This window comes from Maritimimonas sp. 2304DJ26-3, from assembly GCF_056591635.1.
This window is the reverse complement of sequence record NZ_JBWQOK010000003.1, coordinates 463964-482312: the sequence shown is the minus strand read 5'-3', so window position 1 is coordinate 482312 and position 18349 is coordinate 463964. Positions and strand designations below refer to the sequence as shown.

The following is an 18349-nucleotide window of genomic DNA, read 5'->3' as shown; positions in this document are numbered from 1 at the left end:
AACGAGTATCTTTGCAACCTTAAAATAAATAAGATACATGGAAAACGGATTATATGCGAAGTTCAATACTTCTAAAGGAGAGATATTAGTAAATCTTGAGTTTGAAAAAACTCCCGGCACTGTTGGTAATTTTGTTGCTTTAGCTGAAGGAAATTTAGAGAATAAAGCTAAACCGCAGGGTTCGCCATATTACAATGGTCTAAAATTTCATCGCGTTATAGCTGATTTTATGGTTCAAGGTGGTTGTCCACAAGGTACCGGTACTGGTAACCCGGGATATCAATTTGATGATGAATTTCATCCAGATTTAAAACATAACAAACCTGGTGTATTATCAATGGCTAATGCTGGACCGGGTACAAATGGAAGCCAATTTTTTATAACTCATGTAGAAACTCCATGGTTAGATAATAAACATACTGTTTTTGGTCATGTTGTAGAAGGGCAAGATATTGTAGACTCTGTTCAGCAAGGTGATACTATAGATTCACTCGAAATTATCCGAAAAGGTGACTTAGCAGAAAATTTTAATGCAATTGAAGCATTTAGAACTTTTGAAGGTTCTCGTGCAAATCGTGAAGCCGCTGAACTACAAGCTCAAGAAGATGCTTTGAATGAGGTTTCAGCTGGTTTTGAAAAAACAGCTAGTGGACTTCGTTATAAAATGATTCAAGAAGGCGAAGGAAAAAAAGCAAATAAAGGTGATATGGTTTCCGTACATTACAAAGGACAATTATTAGACGGAACAGTATTTGACTCTTCATATAAGCGTAAGCAACCAATAGATTTTGCTGTTGGTGTTGGTCAAGTCATTTCTGGTTGGGATGAAGGTATTCAATTATTAAAAGTTGGTGATAAAGCTCGCTTTGTAATTCCTTCAAATTTAGCTTATGGTTCTCAAGGTGCTGGTGGCGTTATTCCTCCAAATGCTCCTCTTCTATTTGATGTTGAGTTAGTTAATGTAAAATAATAAAACCAAAATATAGTAAAAGCCTCAAGAAATTCTTGAGGCTTTTTTGTAATTAATTAACTTTTAGCATGTCTTATATATTAATTAAGGCATTATATTTGATGCATCTTCTTCAATAGAAAATTTGATGATCAAAAAAAACTATAACATAATATTAATAGCTCTAGCATTTTTTCTTTTTCAAGGAGTTTATGCCCAAAATGACACTATTAAAAAGAAAAAAACTTCTGAGTTTAAAACTATCTTAGATGGTCGAAAAAGTCAAAATGGTTTTGTTATAGGTAAAAAAGAAGAAATAAATCCGATTTTCAGTTTAAAAAAGAAAGAAGTAGTTCCTTTAAAAAGTCTTGATTATTATCTTAACTTAGGCAAAGCTTCAAAAACAAAGGATTTACAATCTATGTCTTCTAATAGCAATATAGATTCTGACATATTAGTTAAGAGACACTTTAATGGGAAAGACACCAGTATTAAAGAACTAGATAGTCATGCTGACTTAGGTACTTTTGAAGGTTCTACTAAATTTGTTCGTATTGAGTTTAGAGATCACGGATTAGTCGATGGAGATCGTGTACGTATTTTTTTAAATGAAAAGGTGGTTGACGCCAACATTATGCTTTTAGGTTTGTCTGCTTTTATTGAGCTAAAAATGAACAAAGGCTATAATAGAATTGACTTTCAAGCTTTAAATCAAGGTCGTTATGGTCCAAATACAGCGGCTTTTTTAGTTTATGATGATAAAGGGAAACTAATTACTGCAAAAGCTTGGAATTTAGAAACAAGTCAAAACGCAACATTAGGAATCATCCGTAATTAAATAATGCAACAACCTACCTTACAACAGATTAAATATCCAATCGGCGGACCGAAAATTCCTAATAGTATTACTGAAATCCATATTAAAAAGTGGATAACTATTCTCGAAGAATTTCCTAAAAGACTAAGTGATTTAGTAAAAAACCTTTCTGAAGAGCAATTAAATACTCCATACCGAGATGGTGGTTGGACGATTAGACAAGTGGTTCATCATGTAAGTGATAGTCATCATAATAGTTATACTCGTTTTAAATGGTCATTAACCGAAGATAAACCGACTATAAAAGCTTATTATGAAGATCTCTGGGCAGAATTACATGACTCAAAATCAGCTCCTATTCTTCTCTCTTTAAATAATTTAGCTTCTTTACATGCAAAATGGGTTTACCTTTTAAAAGGATTATCTTATGAAGATTTACAAAAGACTTTTATTCATCCAGATGGTAATGAAGAAGTTAGTTTAGCAGAAAACATAGGTATTTATGCATGGCATTGCAATCATCATTATGCACATATAGAAAGCCTAATGATTCGGAAAGGCTGGAAATAATCTTACTTTTCTTATTTCCACTTTATATTACAGCCTATGCTTGGCTTTTGCAATTCTATATTTTCCTTATTTTCTATTAAACAATCAAGGGCATGACGTAAATCTTTACCGTTAACAAGCAATCCATTTCCTGGTCTAGAATCGTCTAATTGCCCTCTATAAGAGAGCTTCAAATTCTTGTCAAACACATAAATATCTGGTGTACAGGCAGCATCATAAGCCATGGCTACTTCCTGAGATTCATCGTATAAATACGGAAAAGGATATTTTAGTTCTTGAGCTTTTTTTCGCATTAAATGTGGCGCATCATCAGGATAATTCTTAATATCATTCGACGAAATAGCAATAAAGGATATTTTCTTATCACTATAATCATGAGCCACTTTCACAAGTTCATCGTTTACGTGAATTACAAATGGACAATGATTGCAAATAAAGTAGATTACCGTAGCTGTCTCTCCACGCAATTCAAAAAGTGTTAGATCCTCCCCAGAAACTGTATCATAAAGTGTAAAACCTGGGGCAATTTTTCCTAGCGGAACCATATTAGAAGGTGTTCTTGCCATACCGATTTTATTTGTAGATTTATCCTATAAAATTACAAAATAAATGGCAGATACTATTAGTTTTGAAGACTTCACAAAAGTTGATATCCGCATAGGTACAATTATAGAAGCAAATGATTTTCCAAAAGCCAGAAAACCAGCCTATCAGCTCAAAATAGACTTTGGAGATTTAGGCATTAAAAACTCTAGTGCACAAATTACGGAGCTTTACAATAAAGAAGAACTTTTAAATAAACAGGTTTCAGCTATTATAAATTTTAAGCCAAAACAAATTGCAAATTTTATGAGTGAATGTTTGATTTTAGGTGTTGCTAACGACAAAGATGAAATTGTTCTGTTACAAGCTTCTAATGCTATTAAAAATGGCGAACAAATTAGTTAGATGCCTATAAATTCGAATGACATAGTTCTAGCTGACTTATCTAATACCTTGTCGGGAGAATTTTTCTCTGACCAGCTACATAAAAGTATGTATGCTACTGATGCCTCAGTATATAGAAAACTACCGCTGGCTGTGGCTTACCCAAAAAATATTGAGGACTTAAAAAAACTCATTGCATTTGCCAATAAAAATAACACAACATTAATCCCTAGGGCAGCAGGAACATCCTTAGCTGGGCAATGTGTTGGTGATGGTATAGTTGTAGATGTTTCTAAACACTTCACGAAAATTTTGGCATTTGATGAAACAAAAAAGACAATTACTGTAGAACCTGGAATTATTAGAGATGATCTTAATCAGTTCTTAAAACCATATGGCTTATTCTTTGGGCCAAATACCTCTACTTCAAATCGATGTATGATTGGTGGTATGGTAGGCAATAATTCTTCTGGTAGTACCTCCATTCGTTATGGTGTTACACGGGATAAGGTTTTAAACATTGAAACGATTTTGAGCGATAGTAGTGAAGCCACTTTTTCAGAAATCTTTTCAGACGATTTTAAAAAGAAAACACGAAAAACTACTTTAGAAGGAAAAATCTACAAGTCGCTTTATTCAGAATTATCACAGGAATCTACACAACAAGAAATTAAAACTCAATTTCCAAAACCATCTATCCATAGACGTAATACAGGGTATGCTGTAGATGCTCTATTAGATTTTGAGTTGTTTGGTGGTAAAAATTCTAAAATCAATGTAGCCAAACTACTTTGTGGTAGTGAAGGTACCTTAGCTTTTTCAACAGCAATTACTTTACAATTAGATAACCTACCTCCACAACATAGTATTATGGTGGCTTCACACTTTGAAAGTGTTAATCAAAGTTTAGTTGCTACAGTAGTAGCTATGAAGCATCATTTGTATACCTGTGAGTTAATGGATAAGGTAATACTCGATTGTACTAAGAACAATCGAGAACAGGCTAAAAATCGATTTTTTATACAAGGTAATCCGCAGGCAGTACTAATGCTTGAAGTAAAAGCTGACACCATAGCTGAAGCGGAGGAAAAGGCAGATAATTTAATTTCCGATTTAAAAACACAAAATTTTGGCTACCATCATCCTAAGCTATATGGTGAAGATATAAATAAAGCGCTCGATTTACGTAAAGCTGGGCTTGGACTCTTAGGAAATATGATTGGTGACAGAAAAGCTGTTGCTTGTATAGAGGATACAGCAGTAGATTTAAATGACTTACCCAATTATATTGAAGATTTTACTCAATTGATGGATAAATACCAGCAGCAAGCGGTCTATTATGCGCATGCTGGTGCTGGTGAGCTCCACCTCCGTCCTATTTTAAATCTTAAAAAAGCTGAAGATGTAACACTCTTTAGAAAAATAACTACTGAAACTGCACAGCTGGTAAAAAAGTATAAAGGCTCATTTAGTGGGGAGCATGGCGATGGTATTGTACGTGCTGAGTTTATTCCGTTAATGATTGGTGAAAAAAATTATGATTTACTACAACGAATTAAAAAAGCGTTTGATCCTAACAACATCTTCAATAAAGGTAAAATTGTTGATGCACAACCTATGGATCAAAATCTCCGTTATGCTATTGATCGCAAAGAACCAGAGGTTGAAACCATATTCGATTTTTCGGATAGTGAAGGCATCTTACGTTTAGCTGAAAAATGTAATGGTTCGGGTGATTGTAGAAAATCCGCTGAAGCAGGTGGAACCATGTGCCCAAGTTATCGCGCAACTAAAGATGAAAAAGATACAACAAGAGCGAGAGCCAATACTTTACGTGAATTCTTAACCAACTCTAACGAGACCAATAAATTCAATCATAGTGAACTAAAACAAGTCTTTGGTCTCTGTTTGAGTTGCAAAGCTTGTGCAAGTGAATGCCCAAGTAATGTAGATGTAGCAACTTTAAAAGCTGAATTTCTATATCATTATCAAGAAACTAATGGCTATTCGTTTAGAAATAAGTTATTTGCTAATAATGCTAAGTATAATAAAATCGGCAGTAAACTTCCTGGTTTCACCAATTTTATCAACAATACTAGCCTTGCTAAATCTATAATGGGTATTGCGAAAAAACGTACTGTACCTAAACTAGCTAATCAAACGTTGAGGCAATGGTATCAGCGGCAACAAAACTCAACCAATAGTAAAACTGTTTACCTGTTTTGTGACGAGTTTACCAATTATTATGATGTTGAAATTGGTAAAGATGCTGTGATCTTGTTAGAAAAGCTAGGCTATAAAGTTGAAATCATAGATCACGAAGAAAGTGGACGTAGTGCCATCTCTAAAGGCTTTTTAAAAGAAGCTAAAGTCCATGCCGATAAAAACATTGAAGTCTTTAAAGATCTTATTACCGAAAACACACCGCTCATAGGTGTTGAACCTTCGGCTATTCTTACTTTTCGTGATGAATATCTTCGCTTAACCGATGATAAAAAAGCAGCTAAAAATATTTCTGACAATACTCTTACTATTGAAGAATTTATAGCTAATGAATGCGAAAAAGGGCATATTCGCAAAGAGGCTTTTACCAAACAGCCAAAGGCTATTAAAGTGCATGGGCATTGCCATCAAAAAGCACTAAGTAATATGCATCCAACCTTTACCATGTTGAATATTCCGGAAAATTATAAACCAACTATTTTAAATACAGGTTGCTGTGGTATGGCTGGTTCTTTTGGGTACGAAAAAGAACATTATAACATTAGTATGCAAGTTGGTGAAGACACCTTATTCCCTAAAGTGCGAAAACTAGAAAATAATATCGCCTTAGTAGCTGCAGGTACTAGCTGTAGACACCAGATATATGACGGCACAAAACGCTTAGTACAACACCCAATTACTATTTTAAAAGAAGCTTTAAGCTAAATAATTAAGCTTGATTCTTAACTTGTTTTCTGCTAACTTCGCTTATCGATGGATATAACTCATTAAAACAAGATCATATCCCAACTGTTGTGCTTCATTATAACAAACCACTAACCAATGATAAAATTCTTTAGAAAAATTAGACAAAAATTGCTTTCAGAAGGTAAAACTGGAAAGTATTTGAAATATGCTATTGGAGAAATTATACTTGTAGTGATTGGAATTTTAATCGCGTTACAAATAAACAATTGGAATGAAAATAGAAAGATTGAGCAAAGTGCTAAAGAGTATATAAAAGAAATATATAAAGATTTAAAAATTGAGATATCAAACATTAATGAAATCCTTAATAGTTTAAGTGACCAATATAATGGAACTGAGTATGTTCTAAATGTTTTTGAATCTAAAAATAAAGTAGTTAAAGACACAGTACTGTTTACTAAAAATCATTGGGAACCTAGACGATTATTTATTATAGAAAGGGACTTAAACACCTTTGATAAACTAAAGAGTTCTGGTCAAAGCGGTTTACTTAAAAATGATTCACTTTCTAACTTATTAGACAAGTTTTATAAAAATTTTGACACACGTATTTCTAACTTTAAAGAATATCCGCTGCAAATTAGAATGGATTTAAGACGAACTAATTTTCCGGTTGGGAATATGAATGACTTTAAATATGAAATACAAAACTCTAAATTATCATCAGCATTTATCAAAGAGTATCTAAATAATGAGGTCATATATAAGAACTTACTATCCATTTTAAGGACTTGTCATTATAATACCACTTTTTTTAAGGAACTTAAAGATGAGGCTTTGCAATTGATAAGTTTTATGGAAGTTGGATATCCAGAACTGAAAAATAAATAACGAAAGCACAACAACGTGTATAGCTTATTGCGGCTGAATTCCTAATCGGAATTCATTGCAATTTACTATCTTTCGGTTATGGTGGAAAATCATAGCTGATTTTCCGTAACGAGCCATACACAAAACCGATAAGCGAGCATCTCTAAAAATTTTCAATTATCTTTTGTACTTTTATTCTTCTCAAATTCAAATACAATGAACACCAAACATTTTTTACTAGCAGTTTGTTTACTATGCTGCTTTTTAGCATTTCCGCAAAAGAAAAAGAAACTTTCAAAAACTAAAACTGCACTTCAAGCATCTGTAGAAAAACATAAAGAAAACCTTATACAGATTTCCGATGAAATTTGGGCAAAAGCAGAAACCGCTTTTGAAGAATATGAATCTGCAGAAATCTTAGCCAAATATGCAGAAGATAATGGCTTTAAAGTGAAACGGGGTGTAGCTGATATGCCAACAGCTTTTGTAGCTACTTACGGTACAGGTAAACCTGTAATTAGTGTTTTAGGTGAATTTGATGCCTTACCTGGTATCTCTCAAAAAGCAGAACCTACAAAACAACCGTTACAAGAAGGTGCTGGTGGTCATGGATGTGGTCATAACTTATTTGGTGCTGGTAGTCTAGGTGCTGCTATAGCCATAAAAGAACTAATTGAACAAGGTAAATTAAAAGGTACTATAAAATTCTTTGGTACACCTTCTGAAGAAAAATTCTTTGGTAAAATATGGATGGTAAAAAATGGCTTATGGGATGATGTAGATGTAAACATTAGCTGGCACCCAAGTGCTAGTATTGAAGCCGATGTACAAACTTCATTAGCCTTAGTAGATTTCAAAGTAGAATTTTACGGACAAGCAGCGCATGCTTCTGGAGATCCTTGGAATGGTAGAAGTGCTTCAGATGCTTTAGAACTATACACGACAGGAATTAATTATTATCGTGAGCATGTAAAACCTACTGTGCGTATACATTACCATATACAAGATGGTGGGCAAGTAGTAAATGTTGTACCAGATTATGCCAAGCTATGGGTACGCGTACGTGATACAAAGCGAGAAGGTATGATGCCCGTTTATGAACGTGTACAAAAAATGGCTGAAGGTGCGGCTATTATGGCTAATGTAGATTATAAAATATCTTTAATTTCTGGCATCTATGAGGTTTTAGTAAATCGTGCTGGTGGAGAAATTATGCAACAAAACTTAGAATTGTTAGGTCCAATTACTTATACCGACGAAGAAATTGCTTTTGGCAAGAAGATTCAAGAAGTAACAGGAAAAAAGCAAGTAGGTATGGATAGTGCTATTAAGCCAATGGAAGCTACCAAAGAACATCCTGGTGGTGGTTCTACAGATGTTGGTGATGTAAGTTGGAATGTGCCAAATATAAATTTAAGCGTTACTACAGCACCAAAAGATACGCCTTGGCACTCATGGGCTGTTGTTGCTTGTGGTGGCATGAGTATCGGTCATAAAGGAATGATCTATGCATCTAAAGCAATGGCAATGACCATGGCTGATCTTTTTGAGAATCCTAAATTGGTAGAAAAGGTAAAAGCTGAATATAAAGAGAGAAAAGGAGATGCAGTCTATAAGGCTATTGTACCTGAAGGCCCTCCTCCTATTCCAGCTAAGAAATAAATAAACAATCTATATAATCTGTAATTAAATGCAAGAGTAACCCCAAACCGATTACTCTTGTTTTCTTTATCAGGAAAAGGGCAGCATAAACTATCAAAGCATAATAAGTATGTAATGGATGAAAATTAATACTACACCTATTGGCATCAAAAATTGGAGTTGCTAATAAATGATCTAAATCGATTGACATTGTAGCTATCATTAATATCCAAGCTTGTTTCCATTGCTTTTTAAAAAATAAATAAGCTAGTAAACCAGGAAATAAAAAATGTAATCCATAATGTATAATGAATCTTGTGGTTTCCATTATATATTTAACGTTTGGTTTTCTAAGTAGTTTAAAGTATTACCACCTTCCATAAAAAGTAAATCAAGGATACTTAGGTTTTCTATAAAACCATACTTCTCTGAAAAAACTTGGAAATAAGAACCAAAACCAAATTCCAGTTTTGACTTCGCATCAACTAAAAAACGATAATCTCTATCGTCTTTATAGTCTTTTGCGAATTCTTCGGTCTTATTATAATCGGTAATTTCTAGTTGAGTATGTTCAGCGATAAATTCATGACATTTAAAATTGAAATCTAACAAGTATTTTTCCTTCATTGAATATAAAGTCTCTAATTCTAAATCAAAAAATTCATAAAATGGCGAAGAATTATATGCCGAAGCAAGTGATTTTAAATGCTGCTGTTGCCAATTTTCTGTATAATCAATTAATACATCTTTAGTAGGCTGCTTACTATTAGCTTTTATTACCGGAATATTCAATAATTGCTTACCATTGGCTCCGAAAATATAACAACGATTTCTATAAGTTTGCTTTTGAAAATTATCAGCTACCTCAAAAATAATTTTATCCGAATTAGCAATAGCTACATATTGAGCAATGGGTGAAAAATAAGTAGGATAAAACAACAAACACTAAGCTTTTCTACGTTTTCTAAAATAATCAAATACAAACCACCCTGCTAATGCAATTAAAAAGAACTTGAAGTATGAGGTTGGTTCACCATTTCCTTTTACGGTTGTAAATAGGCGATTCCAACGTATCTTATTGATACCGCTAGCATTCTTCTCCCAGCTAAACCATATAAATACCGGTTTACCTACAACATGATTAAAAGGTACATATCCCCAGGCTCTAGCATCTAAAGAGTTTTGACGGTTGTCACCCATCATCCAATAATAATCTTGTTTGAAAGTATATTCGTCAGTTATTTTGCCATTAATCATAATTTCATCTCCATTTACAATCAAATTATTGTTCTCGTATTCAGAAATTATACGTTTGTAAAAAGGCAATGATTTTTTATCTAGTTTAACTGTCACTCCTTTTTTAGGAATATAAATTGGACCAAAATTATCCATGTTCCATCCTAAACTAGGTACATGTGGGAATAAATCTTCCCCTTGTCCTTTAGGTTGCAATTGCTTTGTAACACTTTTTACGGCAGGATTTTTAGCAATCTGAGCAGCCTCTTTATCAGTTAATGTAAGATAATAATTTCCATCTTGCATTCTACCACCCTCTCTAACATTATATCTATTGGTAAGTAATGATTGACTAATTGCCTGAACACCGGTATTTACAATAAAATTATATTGAGGTTTAGCTCTATCTGTATAGGTAGTACGCTCACCATTAATATGGATATAACCATCTCTAATTTCCATTGAATCACCAGCGATAGCCACACAACGCTTAACTAAATTTGTTTTTTTATCTATTGGCTTGTAATAGTTTCTATCCGGATGGAAATCATTCATATCCAACAACGTATCTGCTGGTTGATTGAATACTACAATGTCATTTCTTTCAATTTTCTGAAATCCAGGAAGTCGTAAATAAGGTAATTGCAACTTATTCATCCAAGATGATTCTTTATTTTCAAAATCATCACTAAATAAATATGATTTCTTTTTTATTATTGGTAATGTATCATGCACCATTGGTGCAGCAACAGTAGTCATTGGTACTCTAGCTCCGTAATGGAATTTACTTACAAATAAAAAGTCACCAACTAATAAGGTTTTTTCTAAAGACGAAGATGGTATTACATATGGTCGCATAAAATATGTATGCACCAATGTAGCTGCTACAATTGCAAAAACTATAGAACTCACCCATTCACCCGCATTAGAGCGCGGTTTTAGACTTCTATCTTTAACATATTCTACATCTAAAATATAATTTACATAGTAGATATAAAAACCTAAAGTTAGAATGACTAAAAAAGTTTCTGGTCTAGAATTTCTACCAAAACTACGGATGGTTTCTACCCATATTACAGGGAACATAAATAGGTTAATTACAGGTAAGAACAATAAGATTACCCACCATTTTGGGCGATTTATAATTTGCATTAAAACCACTGCATTATAAACCGGTATTGTCGCTTCCCAAGCTTTTCTTCCTGCTTTTACATATAGTTTCCAAGTACCTAAAAAGTGAATTACTTGTATTACTAAAAATATTATAAACCAACCTTGTAATGTCATTCTATTCTATTTATAAGATGCTATAAATCTAAAACATCTTTCATTGTGTAAACTCCTTTTTTGTTTTCCAACCATTCTGCCGCAACAATAGCACCTAGAGCAAATCCATCTCTGTTTTTAGCAGTATGCTTAATTTCAATTTCATCAACTATAGAATCATAGAAAATACTATGTGTTCCAGGCACATTTTCTATTCTCTTTGCAACAATTGGTATTTCATCTTCTTCTTTTGTTACATCTAATATCCAATTATTTTTAGTTGAATTCTTAATAATATCTTCTGCCAATGTTATGGCTGTTCCGCTAGGAGCGTCTAATTTTTGTGTATGATGAATTTCCTCCATACGTACTTTATAAGCATCAAACTTAGACATCATTTTTGCCAATTGTGTATTTAATTCAAAGAATAGATTAACACCAAGGCTAAAGTTCGATGCGTAGATAAATGCACCATTTTTCTGCTCACATAAATCAACAACACTATCATATCTATTTAACCAACCAGTAGTGCCAGAAATCACTGGAACATTTTCATTAAAACATCTGCTTATATTCTCAAAAGCTGAACTCGGAATACTAAAATCTATGGCCACATCCGCATTAACTATACTACCATGATTATCCTTATCAATTTTAGCTATAATTGCATGACCTCTTTCAACTGCTAAACGTTCAATGGTTTTACCCATTTTTCCATATCCAAACAAGGCTATTTTCATCTAAAAATCATATTTAAAAGTGACTCCAGCCAAAGCTCTATTAGTCATAGGTTCCGTAAACACTGCTGGGCGTAACGTTAGATTGGTATCTAATGCCTTATCTGGCAAGTGTGCATCAACATTAGCTTCTAAAATATTAAGGGCATACAAACCTAATGTAATAAATAAGGATAGATCTCTATTCTTTTTAAATACATCTTGTGATCGTATTAAAGCATCTTGTGTTAATAGTGGCCGTCCATCTTCTCCATCAAACTCATGTGGTCTATTAGCCAAATCTAACTTATAGGCATCTCGAAAACGATTAAACTCTTTATCATTATCGACGTAAAAATATACACCAGTTCCGATAGCCGCCCAAACAACAGGAACCTTCCACCACTTTTTATTATAAGCTTGTCCAAGACCTGGCAACACTGCAGAATAAAATGCTGCTCGAGCTGGTGATAATGGATCGATACCTTGATTCAAAATGATTCCCTTTACTGTAACAGAATCTTTCTTAATTATTAAATCATCATCACTCTGCGCAAATACACATTGAATAAAAAGAAAAAAAAAGATGCTATAAATAGACTTTTGAAGCACTATTGTAGTAATTTTTTTATACGATTAAAGTCTTCTTCAGAATGAAACGGGATAATTATCTTTCCTTTATCTCTACCAGATATTTTTACATCAACTTTATGCCCAAAATATTCGCTAATATCCTTTACTCCTTTGCGAATAAATTTTGGCAGTTCTTTTGGTGAAACATCAACTGATTCTGTCGTTGAACCTTCACGCAAACTTTTAACCAGTTGTTCTGTTTGACGTACAGATAATTTATTCTTGATTATCTTTTCGTAAATATCTAATTGATCATCTTGATTCTCAATATTAATCAAAGCTCTACCATGACCCATACTCAAAAATCCATCTCGCATGCCTGTTTGTACAATTGGATCAAGCTTCAATAATCTCAAATAATTAGTAACTGTAGATCTATTCTTCCCTACTCTAGTACTTAATTGTTCTTGCGTTAACTTTATTTCATCAATCAAGCGTTGATAAGATAAAGCTACTTCTATAGGATCAAGATCTTGACGTTGAATATTTTCCACTAACGCCATTTCTAGCATTTCTTGATCATTTGCCAGCCTTATATATGCAGGTATTCTTTCTAGCCCAATTAATTTAGAAGCTCTAAATCTACGTTCACCTGAAACTAGTTGAAATTTACCATTTTCTTGTTTTCTAACAGTAATTGGTTGAATTACACCAAGTTCTTTTATAGAACTTGCCAATTCTCGTAATGCTTCCTCATTAAAATAAGTACGTGGTTGATAAGGATTAACCTCAATAGAATCTAAATCAATTTCAACTATATTGCCAACAACTTTGTCGGCATTTTTATCTTTAATTGAATTGATATCTTCTACAGAATCTTTTAATAAAGCGGATAATCCTCTACCTAACGCTTGCTTTTTTACTGCTTTCGCCATTATTTACATTCTTTTTTAGAATTTCGTGCGCTAAATTAATATAATTTACGGCACCTTTACTAGTTGCATCATAAGCAATAATACTTTCACCATAACTAGGAGCTTCACCTAAACGTATATTACGCTGAATAATGGTTTTAAATACCATACTATGGAAATGTTTCTTTACTTCTGCAACAACCTGATTAGACAGGCGTAAACGCGAATCATACATAGTTAGCAATAAGCCTTCAATATCTAATTCTGGGTTATGAACCTTCTGCACACTTTTTATGGTATTCAATAGTTTCCCTAAACCTTCTAATGCATAGTATTCACATTGTATAGGAATAATTACTGCGTCTGCAGCTGTTAATGCATTTAGTGTTATCAATCCTAATGAAGGAGCACAATCTATTACTATGTAATCATATTCATCTTGAACAGGAGCAATTGCCTGCTTTAGCATATACTCACGTTCATCTTTATCGACCAATTCAATTTCAATTGCCACTAAATCAATGTGGGCAGGAATAATATCAACATTAGGTGAATTAGTCTGTACTATTGCTTCTCTTGCTGTTGCAGTATGTTCAAGTAATTGATACGTTCCATAAATTACATTCTCTACCTCAATACCTAAACCAGAAGTTGCATTGGCCTGTGGATCAGCATCAATCAGCAAAACTTTCTGTTCCAATACACCTAAGGCAGCAGCCAAATTTACAGTAGTAGTAGTTTTACCAACTCCCCCTTTTTGATTAGCAATAGCTATAATTTTACCCATTAAACTTTATGATAATTTAAGCTGTAAAAATACGATTATTTAGCACTAATAAAAATGAAGTTTTGAACAAAACTGGATGCTTTCTTAACAAATTCATTTCCAAAAAATTATAATAAATAAACAAAATTTCATCACCCAAAAAGGATAAAAATTATTCATTAAAATAATTTTAAAATTTTTATAAAAATTCTATTTGCTAAACACAAAAAGGTTTGTATATTTGCGCACGATTTTAGCGAGCTGTTTTGCAACTTTCGTTAATACAAAATTGACAAATACATTTTTAAAGATATAAGTAATGAGTAAGAGAACGTTTCAGCCATCGAAAAGAAAGAGAAGAAACAAGCACGGCTTTATGGAAAGAATGGCTAGTGTTAACGGTAGAAAAGTTTTAGCTAGAAGAAGAGCTAAAGGAAGAAAAAGATTAACTGTTTCTTCTGAAGCGAGACCGAAAAAATAATGATTATTCATTCATAAGTATGAAAGGTGTTACTAAATTTAGTAACACCTTTTTTTATATCTTTTTAATAAGTTTTTTTGTATCGCTTAAAATCAAAAACCAAAAATTAAAATATTTGCATTCAATTTTAAAAATACGCTCGTAAAAAATGCCAAAAAACAATAACATCAAATCAGTTTTAATCATAGGTTCTGGTCCTATTATTATTGGTCAAGCATGTGAATTTGATTACTCTGGTTCTCAATCTTTGAGATCTTTAAGAGAAGAAGGAATTGAAACCGTTCTTATAAATTCTAATCCGGCAACAATTATGACAGATCCTTCTATGGCAGATCATGTGTATTTGTTGCCACTAACAACAAAATCTATAATTAAGATTTTAAAAGAGCATCCTCAGATTGATGCTGTTTTGCCAACAATGGGTGGGCAAACTGCTTTAAACCTTTGTATAGAAGCTGATAATAAAGGGATTTGGAAAGATTTTGATGTTAAGCTTATTGGTGTAGATATAGATGCTATTAATATCACGGAAGACAGAGAACAATTTCGTGAATTGATGGGTAAAATTGGGGTTAAAATGGCACCACAAGCTACGGCGACTTCATTTTTAAAAGGAAAAGAGATAGCACAAGAATTCGGATTCCCTCTAGTAATACGTTCATCATATACACTTGGTGGTGCTGGAGCATCAATCGTATACAAAGCTGAAGATTTTGATGATTTATTAAGAAGAGGGCTTGAGGCATCACCTATTCATGAGGTTATGATCGATAAAGCAATGATGGGGTGGAAAGAATATGAGTTAGAATTGCTTAGAGATAGAAATGACAATGTAGTCATTATTTGTACCATAGAAAATATGGACCCAATGGGTATTCATACTGGTGATTCTATTACGGTAGCTCCGGCTATGACACTTTCTGATAAAACTTTCCAAGAAATGCGTGATATGGCGATTCATATGATGCGTTCTATTGGTGATTTTGAAGGCGGTTGTAATGTTCAATTCGCGGTAAGCCCGGATGAAAAAGAAGATATAATTGCTATAGAAATTAATCCTCGTGTATCTCGTTCATCAGCATTGGCGAGTAAAGCAACAGGATACCCAATTGCTAAAGTGGCAACCAAACTAGCAATCGGTTATAGTTTAGATGAACTAGATAATCAAATTACTAAATCTACCTCTGCATTATTTGAACCGACCTTGGATTATGTTATTGTAAAAATACCCCGTTGGAATTTTGATAAATTTGAAGGAAGTGATCGTACATTAGGTCTACAAATGAAAGCTGTAGGTGAAGTGATGGGTATTGGTAGATCTTTCCAAGAAGCTTTACATAAAGCAACTCAATCACTTGAAATTAAGCGAAATGGCATTGGGGCAGATGGTAAAAGTTATAAAGATTACGACAAGATAAAAGATAAGCTCAAAAACGCTAGTTGGGATCGCGTTTTTGCAATCTATGATGCTATTCAAATTGGTATGTCGTTGAGTAAAATACACGAAATCACTAAGATTGATATGTGGTTCTTAAAGCAGTATGAGGAATTACATGCTATTGAAAAAGAGATATCAACTTATGGACTAGACACACTACCAAAAGAATTATTATTAGAAGCAAAACAAAAGGGGTATGGAGATCGTCAAATAGCACATATGCTGGGTTGTCTTGAGAGTCAAGTCTATAAAAAGAGAGAAGAATTTAATATCAACCGGGTATATAAACTAGTAGATACTTGCGCAGCCGAATTTAAAGCTGTAACACCGTATTACTATTCTACATTTGAGAGTAATATGATTGTTAACGGGAACGCTTACGCGGATAATGAATCGTTAGTTTCTGATAAGAAAAAGATTATTGTTTTGGGGTCTGGACCAAATAGAATTGGTCAAGGAATCGAGTTTGATTATTGTTGTGTACATGGCGTATTAGCAGCTAAAGAAGCTGGGTACGAAACAATTATGATCAACTGTAACCCAGAAACTGTATCAACAGATTTTGATACAGCAGACAAGCTTTATTTTGAACCTGTCTTTTGGGAGCATATTTACGATATCATCCGGCATGAAAAACCAGAAGGTGTTATTGTACAGCTTGGCGGGCAAACAGCATTGAAACTTGCTGAAAAACTAGATAAATATGGTATTAAGATTATTGGAACATCGTTTGAAGCATTAGATCTTGCTGAAGATAGAGGTCGTTTTTCAACTTTATTAAAAGAATTGAATATACCTTACCCAAAATTTGATACCGCAACTACAGCAGAAGAAGCATTGGCTGTAGCTGACAAGCTCGATTTTCCTATTCTGATAAGACCTTCTTACGTATTAGGTGGACAAGGAATGAAGATCGTTATCAATAAAGAAGAACTTGAGGAGCATGTTGTAGATCTACTTAGAAAAATACCAAATAATGTACTACTACTCGACCATTATCTTGACGGTGCTATAGAAGCTGAGGCAGATTCAATCTGTGATGGTGAAGATGTGCAGATAATTGGCATTATGGAACATATTGAGCCTTGTGGTGTACACTCAGGTGATTCTAATGCTACGCTACCACCTTTTAATTTAGGAGAGTTTGTAATGCAACAACTAAAAGACCATACCAGAAAGATTGCTAAAGCATTAAAAACTGTTGGCCTAATTAATATACAATTCGCTATTAAAGACGACATAGTTTATATTATAGAAGCTAACCCTAGGGCTTCACGAACTGTACCGTTTATTGCAAAAGCTTATGGAGAGCCATATGTTAATTATGCGACTAAAGTGATGCTGGGCGAGAATAAGGTGAAGGATTTTAATTTTAATCCTAAATTAGATGGATACGCAATCAAACAACCTGTGTTCTCATTCAATAAATTCCCTAATGTAGATAAACGTTTAGGACCAGAAATGAAATCAACCGGTGAAAGTATTTTATTTATAGATGATCTTAAAGATGATCAATTTTACGAGTTGTACTCTAGAAGGAAAATGTATTTGAGTAAATAATACATAAAGAACATCAAATACTCACATGAAAAACTTAATAAATTTCATAACATTACTTATAGCGGTTAATTTTGGATTTAGTCAAGATACCATTTACTTAGACTCAAATAAAAAGAAAACTATAAAAGATAACGCGTTATACTTTAAACTTAATAATACTAACGAAAACATTAAGAGAATTTACAACCTAAATGGTAATCTAAAATATGAAACCATTTATAAAACAAATAAGAAAAAGAAACCTATAAAACATAGTGTCTGGTATGATAGTGGAGAGTTATATATTGAATCAAATTATAACCACAAGAAAAAGGAAAGAAATAGGGTAGTATACTGGAAAGAAGGAAAAGTAAAAAGAAAAGATTCCCATAAAAAAGGGAAACTAATACTTGGTACTTGCTGGAATGAATCTGGTGACGAAATACAATATTTTCCATTTGAAGTGCAACCAAAATTTCCAGGTGGTCAAGATGAGCTCGTAAAATATTTGAGCAGAAATATTAGACAGTTAGATGGTAAGACAGTTATAAAGATAAAATTCTATATTGATAGCACAGGTAATGTTCTAGAACCTGTTTTATCAAAATCAAGTGGAAATATAGATATTGATTCTTACTTGATTAATCTAATTTTAAGTATGCCTAAATGGACTCCTGCAAAACAAGATAATATCCCAGTAGGAGTATGGAGAACACTACCTGTGAAACTTTAAAAT

Annotated in this window: 18 protein-coding genes; 10 read left to right on the top strand and 8 right to left on the bottom strand. The window is 33.1% G+C overall.

The genetic code is table 11. The features are described from left to right. The first annotated feature begins 37 nt into the window (after positions 1–37). The 3 genes from AC1EUV_RS10905 to AC1EUV_RS10895 all read left to right on the top strand — a co-directional run bounded on the left by AC1EUV_RS10905 (position 38) and on the right by AC1EUV_RS10895 (position 2336). Complete coding sequence (locus tag AC1EUV_RS10905) at positions 38–970, top strand: peptidylprolyl isomerase (protein ID WP_480198741.1); 933 nt, start codon at positions 38–40, stop codon at positions 968–970. Between the two features lie 127 nt (positions 971–1097). Next, positions 1098–1787 (top strand): hypothetical protein, encoded by a 690-nt coding sequence (locus AC1EUV_RS10900; protein WP_480198740.1) that lies wholly within the window; start codon positions 1098–1100, stop codon positions 1785–1787. A 3-nt stretch (positions 1788–1790) separates the two neighbouring features. Further along, positions 1791–2336, top strand: coding sequence for a YfiT family bacillithiol transferase (locus AC1EUV_RS10895; protein ID WP_480198739.1), 546 nt, complete (start codon positions 1791–1793; stop codon positions 2334–2336). An 11-nt stretch (positions 2337–2347) separates the two neighbouring features. Here AC1EUV_RS10895 and AC1EUV_RS10890 read toward each other — a convergent pair whose 3' ends face one another. After that, complete coding sequence (locus tag AC1EUV_RS10890; protein ID WP_480198738.1) at positions 2348–2902, bottom strand: thioredoxin family protein; 555 nt, start codon at positions 2900–2902, stop codon at positions 2348–2350. A gap of 43 nt (positions 2903–2945) precedes the next feature. Between AC1EUV_RS10890 and AC1EUV_RS10885 the strand changes: the two genes are divergently transcribed. From AC1EUV_RS10885 to AC1EUV_RS10870, 4 genes are all read left to right on the top strand, one after another. Next, positions 2946–3284 carry a tRNA-binding protein gene (locus AC1EUV_RS10885; RefSeq protein WP_480198737.1) on the top strand — a complete coding sequence of 113 codons (339 nt, stop codon included), beginning with the start codon at positions 2946–2948 and terminating at the stop codon, positions 3282–3284. After that, positions 3285–6191 (top strand): FAD-binding and (Fe-S)-binding domain-containing protein, encoded by a 2907-nt coding sequence (locus tag AC1EUV_RS10880; RefSeq protein WP_480198736.1) that lies wholly within the window; start codon positions 3285–3287, stop codon positions 6189–6191. Positions 6192–6308: 117 nt separating this feature from the next. Then, positions 6309–7064, top strand: a complete 756-nt coding sequence (locus tag AC1EUV_RS10875; protein ID WP_480198735.1) for a DUF6090 family protein — start codon at positions 6309–6311, stop codon at positions 7062–7064. A 195-nt stretch (positions 7065–7259) separates the two neighbouring features. Further along, the gene (locus AC1EUV_RS10870) at positions 7260–8705 is read left to right on the top strand and encodes an amidohydrolase (protein ID WP_480198734.1); all 1446 of its coding nucleotides are present in this window, start codon (positions 7260–7262) and stop codon (positions 8703–8705) included. On the opposite strand, the gene AC1EUV_RS10865 is transcribed toward AC1EUV_RS10870, so the two are convergent. The 7 genes from AC1EUV_RS10865 to AC1EUV_RS10835 are packed head-to-tail and all read right to left on the bottom strand — an operon-like array spanning position 8695 to position 14176. Next, the gene (locus AC1EUV_RS10865) at positions 8695–9012 is read right to left on the bottom strand and encodes a DUF6122 family protein (protein WP_480198733.1); all 318 of its coding nucleotides are present in this window, start codon (positions 9010–9012) and stop codon (positions 8695–8697) included. The genes AC1EUV_RS10870 and AC1EUV_RS10865 overlap by 11 nt on opposite strands. Further along, positions 9012–9626, bottom strand: coding sequence for a WbqC family protein (locus tag AC1EUV_RS10860; protein ID WP_480198732.1), 615 nt, complete (start codon positions 9624–9626; stop codon positions 9012–9014). Before AC1EUV_RS10860 ends, AC1EUV_RS10865 begins: the two co-directional genes overlap by 1 nt. A 3-nt stretch (positions 9627–9629) precedes the next feature. Then, positions 9630–11207, bottom strand: a complete 1578-nt coding sequence (gene lepB, locus AC1EUV_RS10855; protein WP_480198731.1) for a signal peptidase I — start codon at positions 11205–11207, stop codon at positions 9630–9632. Positions 11208–11227: 20 nt separating this feature from the next. Beyond that, positions 11228–11926: a 4-hydroxy-tetrahydrodipicolinate reductase gene (dapB, locus tag AC1EUV_RS10850; RefSeq protein ID WP_480198730.1), complete on the bottom strand. Its 699-nt coding sequence runs from the start codon at positions 11924–11926 to the stop codon at positions 11228–11230. Next, entirely contained in the window at positions 11927–12514 is a 588-nt protein-coding gene (locus tag AC1EUV_RS10845) for a DUF5683 domain-containing protein (RefSeq protein ID WP_480198729.1), read from the bottom strand. Beyond that, a complete protein-coding gene (locus AC1EUV_RS10840; protein WP_480198728.1) occupies positions 12514–13410 on the bottom strand; it encodes a ParB/RepB/Spo0J family partition protein in 897 nt (298 codons plus the stop codon). Before AC1EUV_RS10840 ends, AC1EUV_RS10845 begins: the two co-directional genes overlap by 1 nt. Continuing rightward, the gene (locus tag AC1EUV_RS10835) at positions 13376–14176 is read right to left on the bottom strand and encodes a ParA family protein (RefSeq protein WP_480198727.1); all 801 of its coding nucleotides are present in this window, start codon (positions 14174–14176) and stop codon (positions 13376–13378) included. The genes AC1EUV_RS10840 and AC1EUV_RS10835 overlap by 35 nt, the downstream gene beginning before the upstream one ends. A 298-nt stretch (positions 14177–14474) precedes the next feature. On the opposite strand from AC1EUV_RS10835, the gene rpmH reads away from it, so the two are divergent. The 3 genes from rpmH (at position 14475) to AC1EUV_RS10820 (ending at position 18346) form a co-directional block, all read left to right on the top strand. Then, positions 14475–14636, top strand: a complete 162-nt coding sequence (gene rpmH / locus AC1EUV_RS10830; protein ID WP_480198726.1) for a 50S ribosomal protein L34 — start codon at positions 14475–14477, stop codon at positions 14634–14636. Positions 14637–14784: 148 nt separating this feature from the next. Further along, positions 14785–17634, top strand: a complete 2850-nt coding sequence (gene carB / locus AC1EUV_RS10825) for a carbamoyl-phosphate synthase large subunit (RefSeq protein WP_480198725.1) — start codon at positions 14785–14787, stop codon at positions 17632–17634. Between the two features lie 25 nt (positions 17635–17659). Continuing rightward, on the top strand, positions 17660–18346 hold the full coding sequence (locus AC1EUV_RS10820) for a hypothetical protein (RefSeq protein ID WP_480198724.1): 687 nt from the start codon (positions 17660–17662) through the stop codon (positions 18344–18346). Positions 18347–18349 lie beyond the last annotated feature (3 nt).

What these genes read in the sequence shown, in the direction of transcription:
- AC1EUV_RS10875 (WP_480198735.1), top strand. Translation starts at nt 6,309, where the DNA reads ATGATAAAATTCTTTAGAAAAATTAGACAAAAATTGCTTTCAGAAGGT.
- AC1EUV_RS10885 (WP_480198737.1), top strand. Translation starts at nt 2,946, where the DNA reads ATGGCAGATACTATTAGTTTTGAAGACTTCACAAAAGTTGATATCCGC.
- rpmH (WP_480198726.1), top strand. Translation starts at nt 14,475, where the DNA reads ATGAGTAAGAGAACGTTTCAGCCATCGAAAAGAAAGAGAAGAAACAAG.
- AC1EUV_RS10880 (WP_480198736.1), top strand. Translation starts at nt 3,285, where the DNA reads ATGCCTATAAATTCGAATGACATAGTTCTAGCTGACTTATCTAATACC.
- lepB (WP_480198731.1), bottom strand. Translation starts at nt 11,207, where the DNA reads ATGACATTACAAGGTTGGTTTATAATATTTTTAGTAATACAAGTAATT.
- AC1EUV_RS10820 (WP_480198724.1), top strand. Translation starts at nt 17,660, where the DNA reads ATGAAAAACTTAATAAATTTCATAACATTACTTATAGCGGTTAATTTT.
- AC1EUV_RS10900 (WP_480198740.1), top strand. Translation starts at nt 1,098, where the DNA reads ATGATCAAAAAAAACTATAACATAATATTAATAGCTCTAGCATTTTTT.
- AC1EUV_RS10835 (WP_480198727.1), bottom strand. Translation starts at nt 14,176, where the DNA reads ATGGGTAAAATTATAGCTATTGCTAATCAAAAAGGGGGAGTTGGTAAA.
- dapB (WP_480198730.1), bottom strand. Translation starts at nt 11,926, where the DNA reads ATGAAAATAGCCTTGTTTGGATATGGAAAAATGGGTAAAACCATTGAA.
- AC1EUV_RS10905 (WP_480198741.1), top strand. Translation starts at nt 38, where the DNA reads ATGGAAAACGGATTATATGCGAAGTTCAATACTTCTAAAGGAGAGATA.
- AC1EUV_RS10840 (WP_480198728.1), bottom strand. Translation starts at nt 13,410, where the DNA reads ATGGCGAAAGCAGTAAAAAAGCAAGCGTTAGGTAGAGGATTATCCGCT.
- AC1EUV_RS10870 (WP_480198734.1), top strand. Translation starts at nt 7,260, where the DNA reads ATGAACACCAAACATTTTTTACTAGCAGTTTGTTTACTATGCTGCTTT.
- AC1EUV_RS10895 (WP_480198739.1), top strand. Translation starts at nt 1,791, where the DNA reads ATGCAACAACCTACCTTACAACAGATTAAATATCCAATCGGCGGACCG.
- AC1EUV_RS10890 (WP_480198738.1), bottom strand. Translation starts at nt 2,902, where the DNA reads ATGGCAAGAACACCTTCTAATATGGTTCCGCTAGGAAAAATTGCCCCA.
- carB (WP_480198725.1), top strand. Translation starts at nt 14,785, where the DNA reads ATGCCAAAAAACAATAACATCAAATCAGTTTTAATCATAGGTTCTGGT.
- AC1EUV_RS10865 (WP_480198733.1), bottom strand. Translation starts at nt 9,012, where the DNA reads ATGGAAACCACAAGATTCATTATACATTATGGATTACATTTTTTATTT.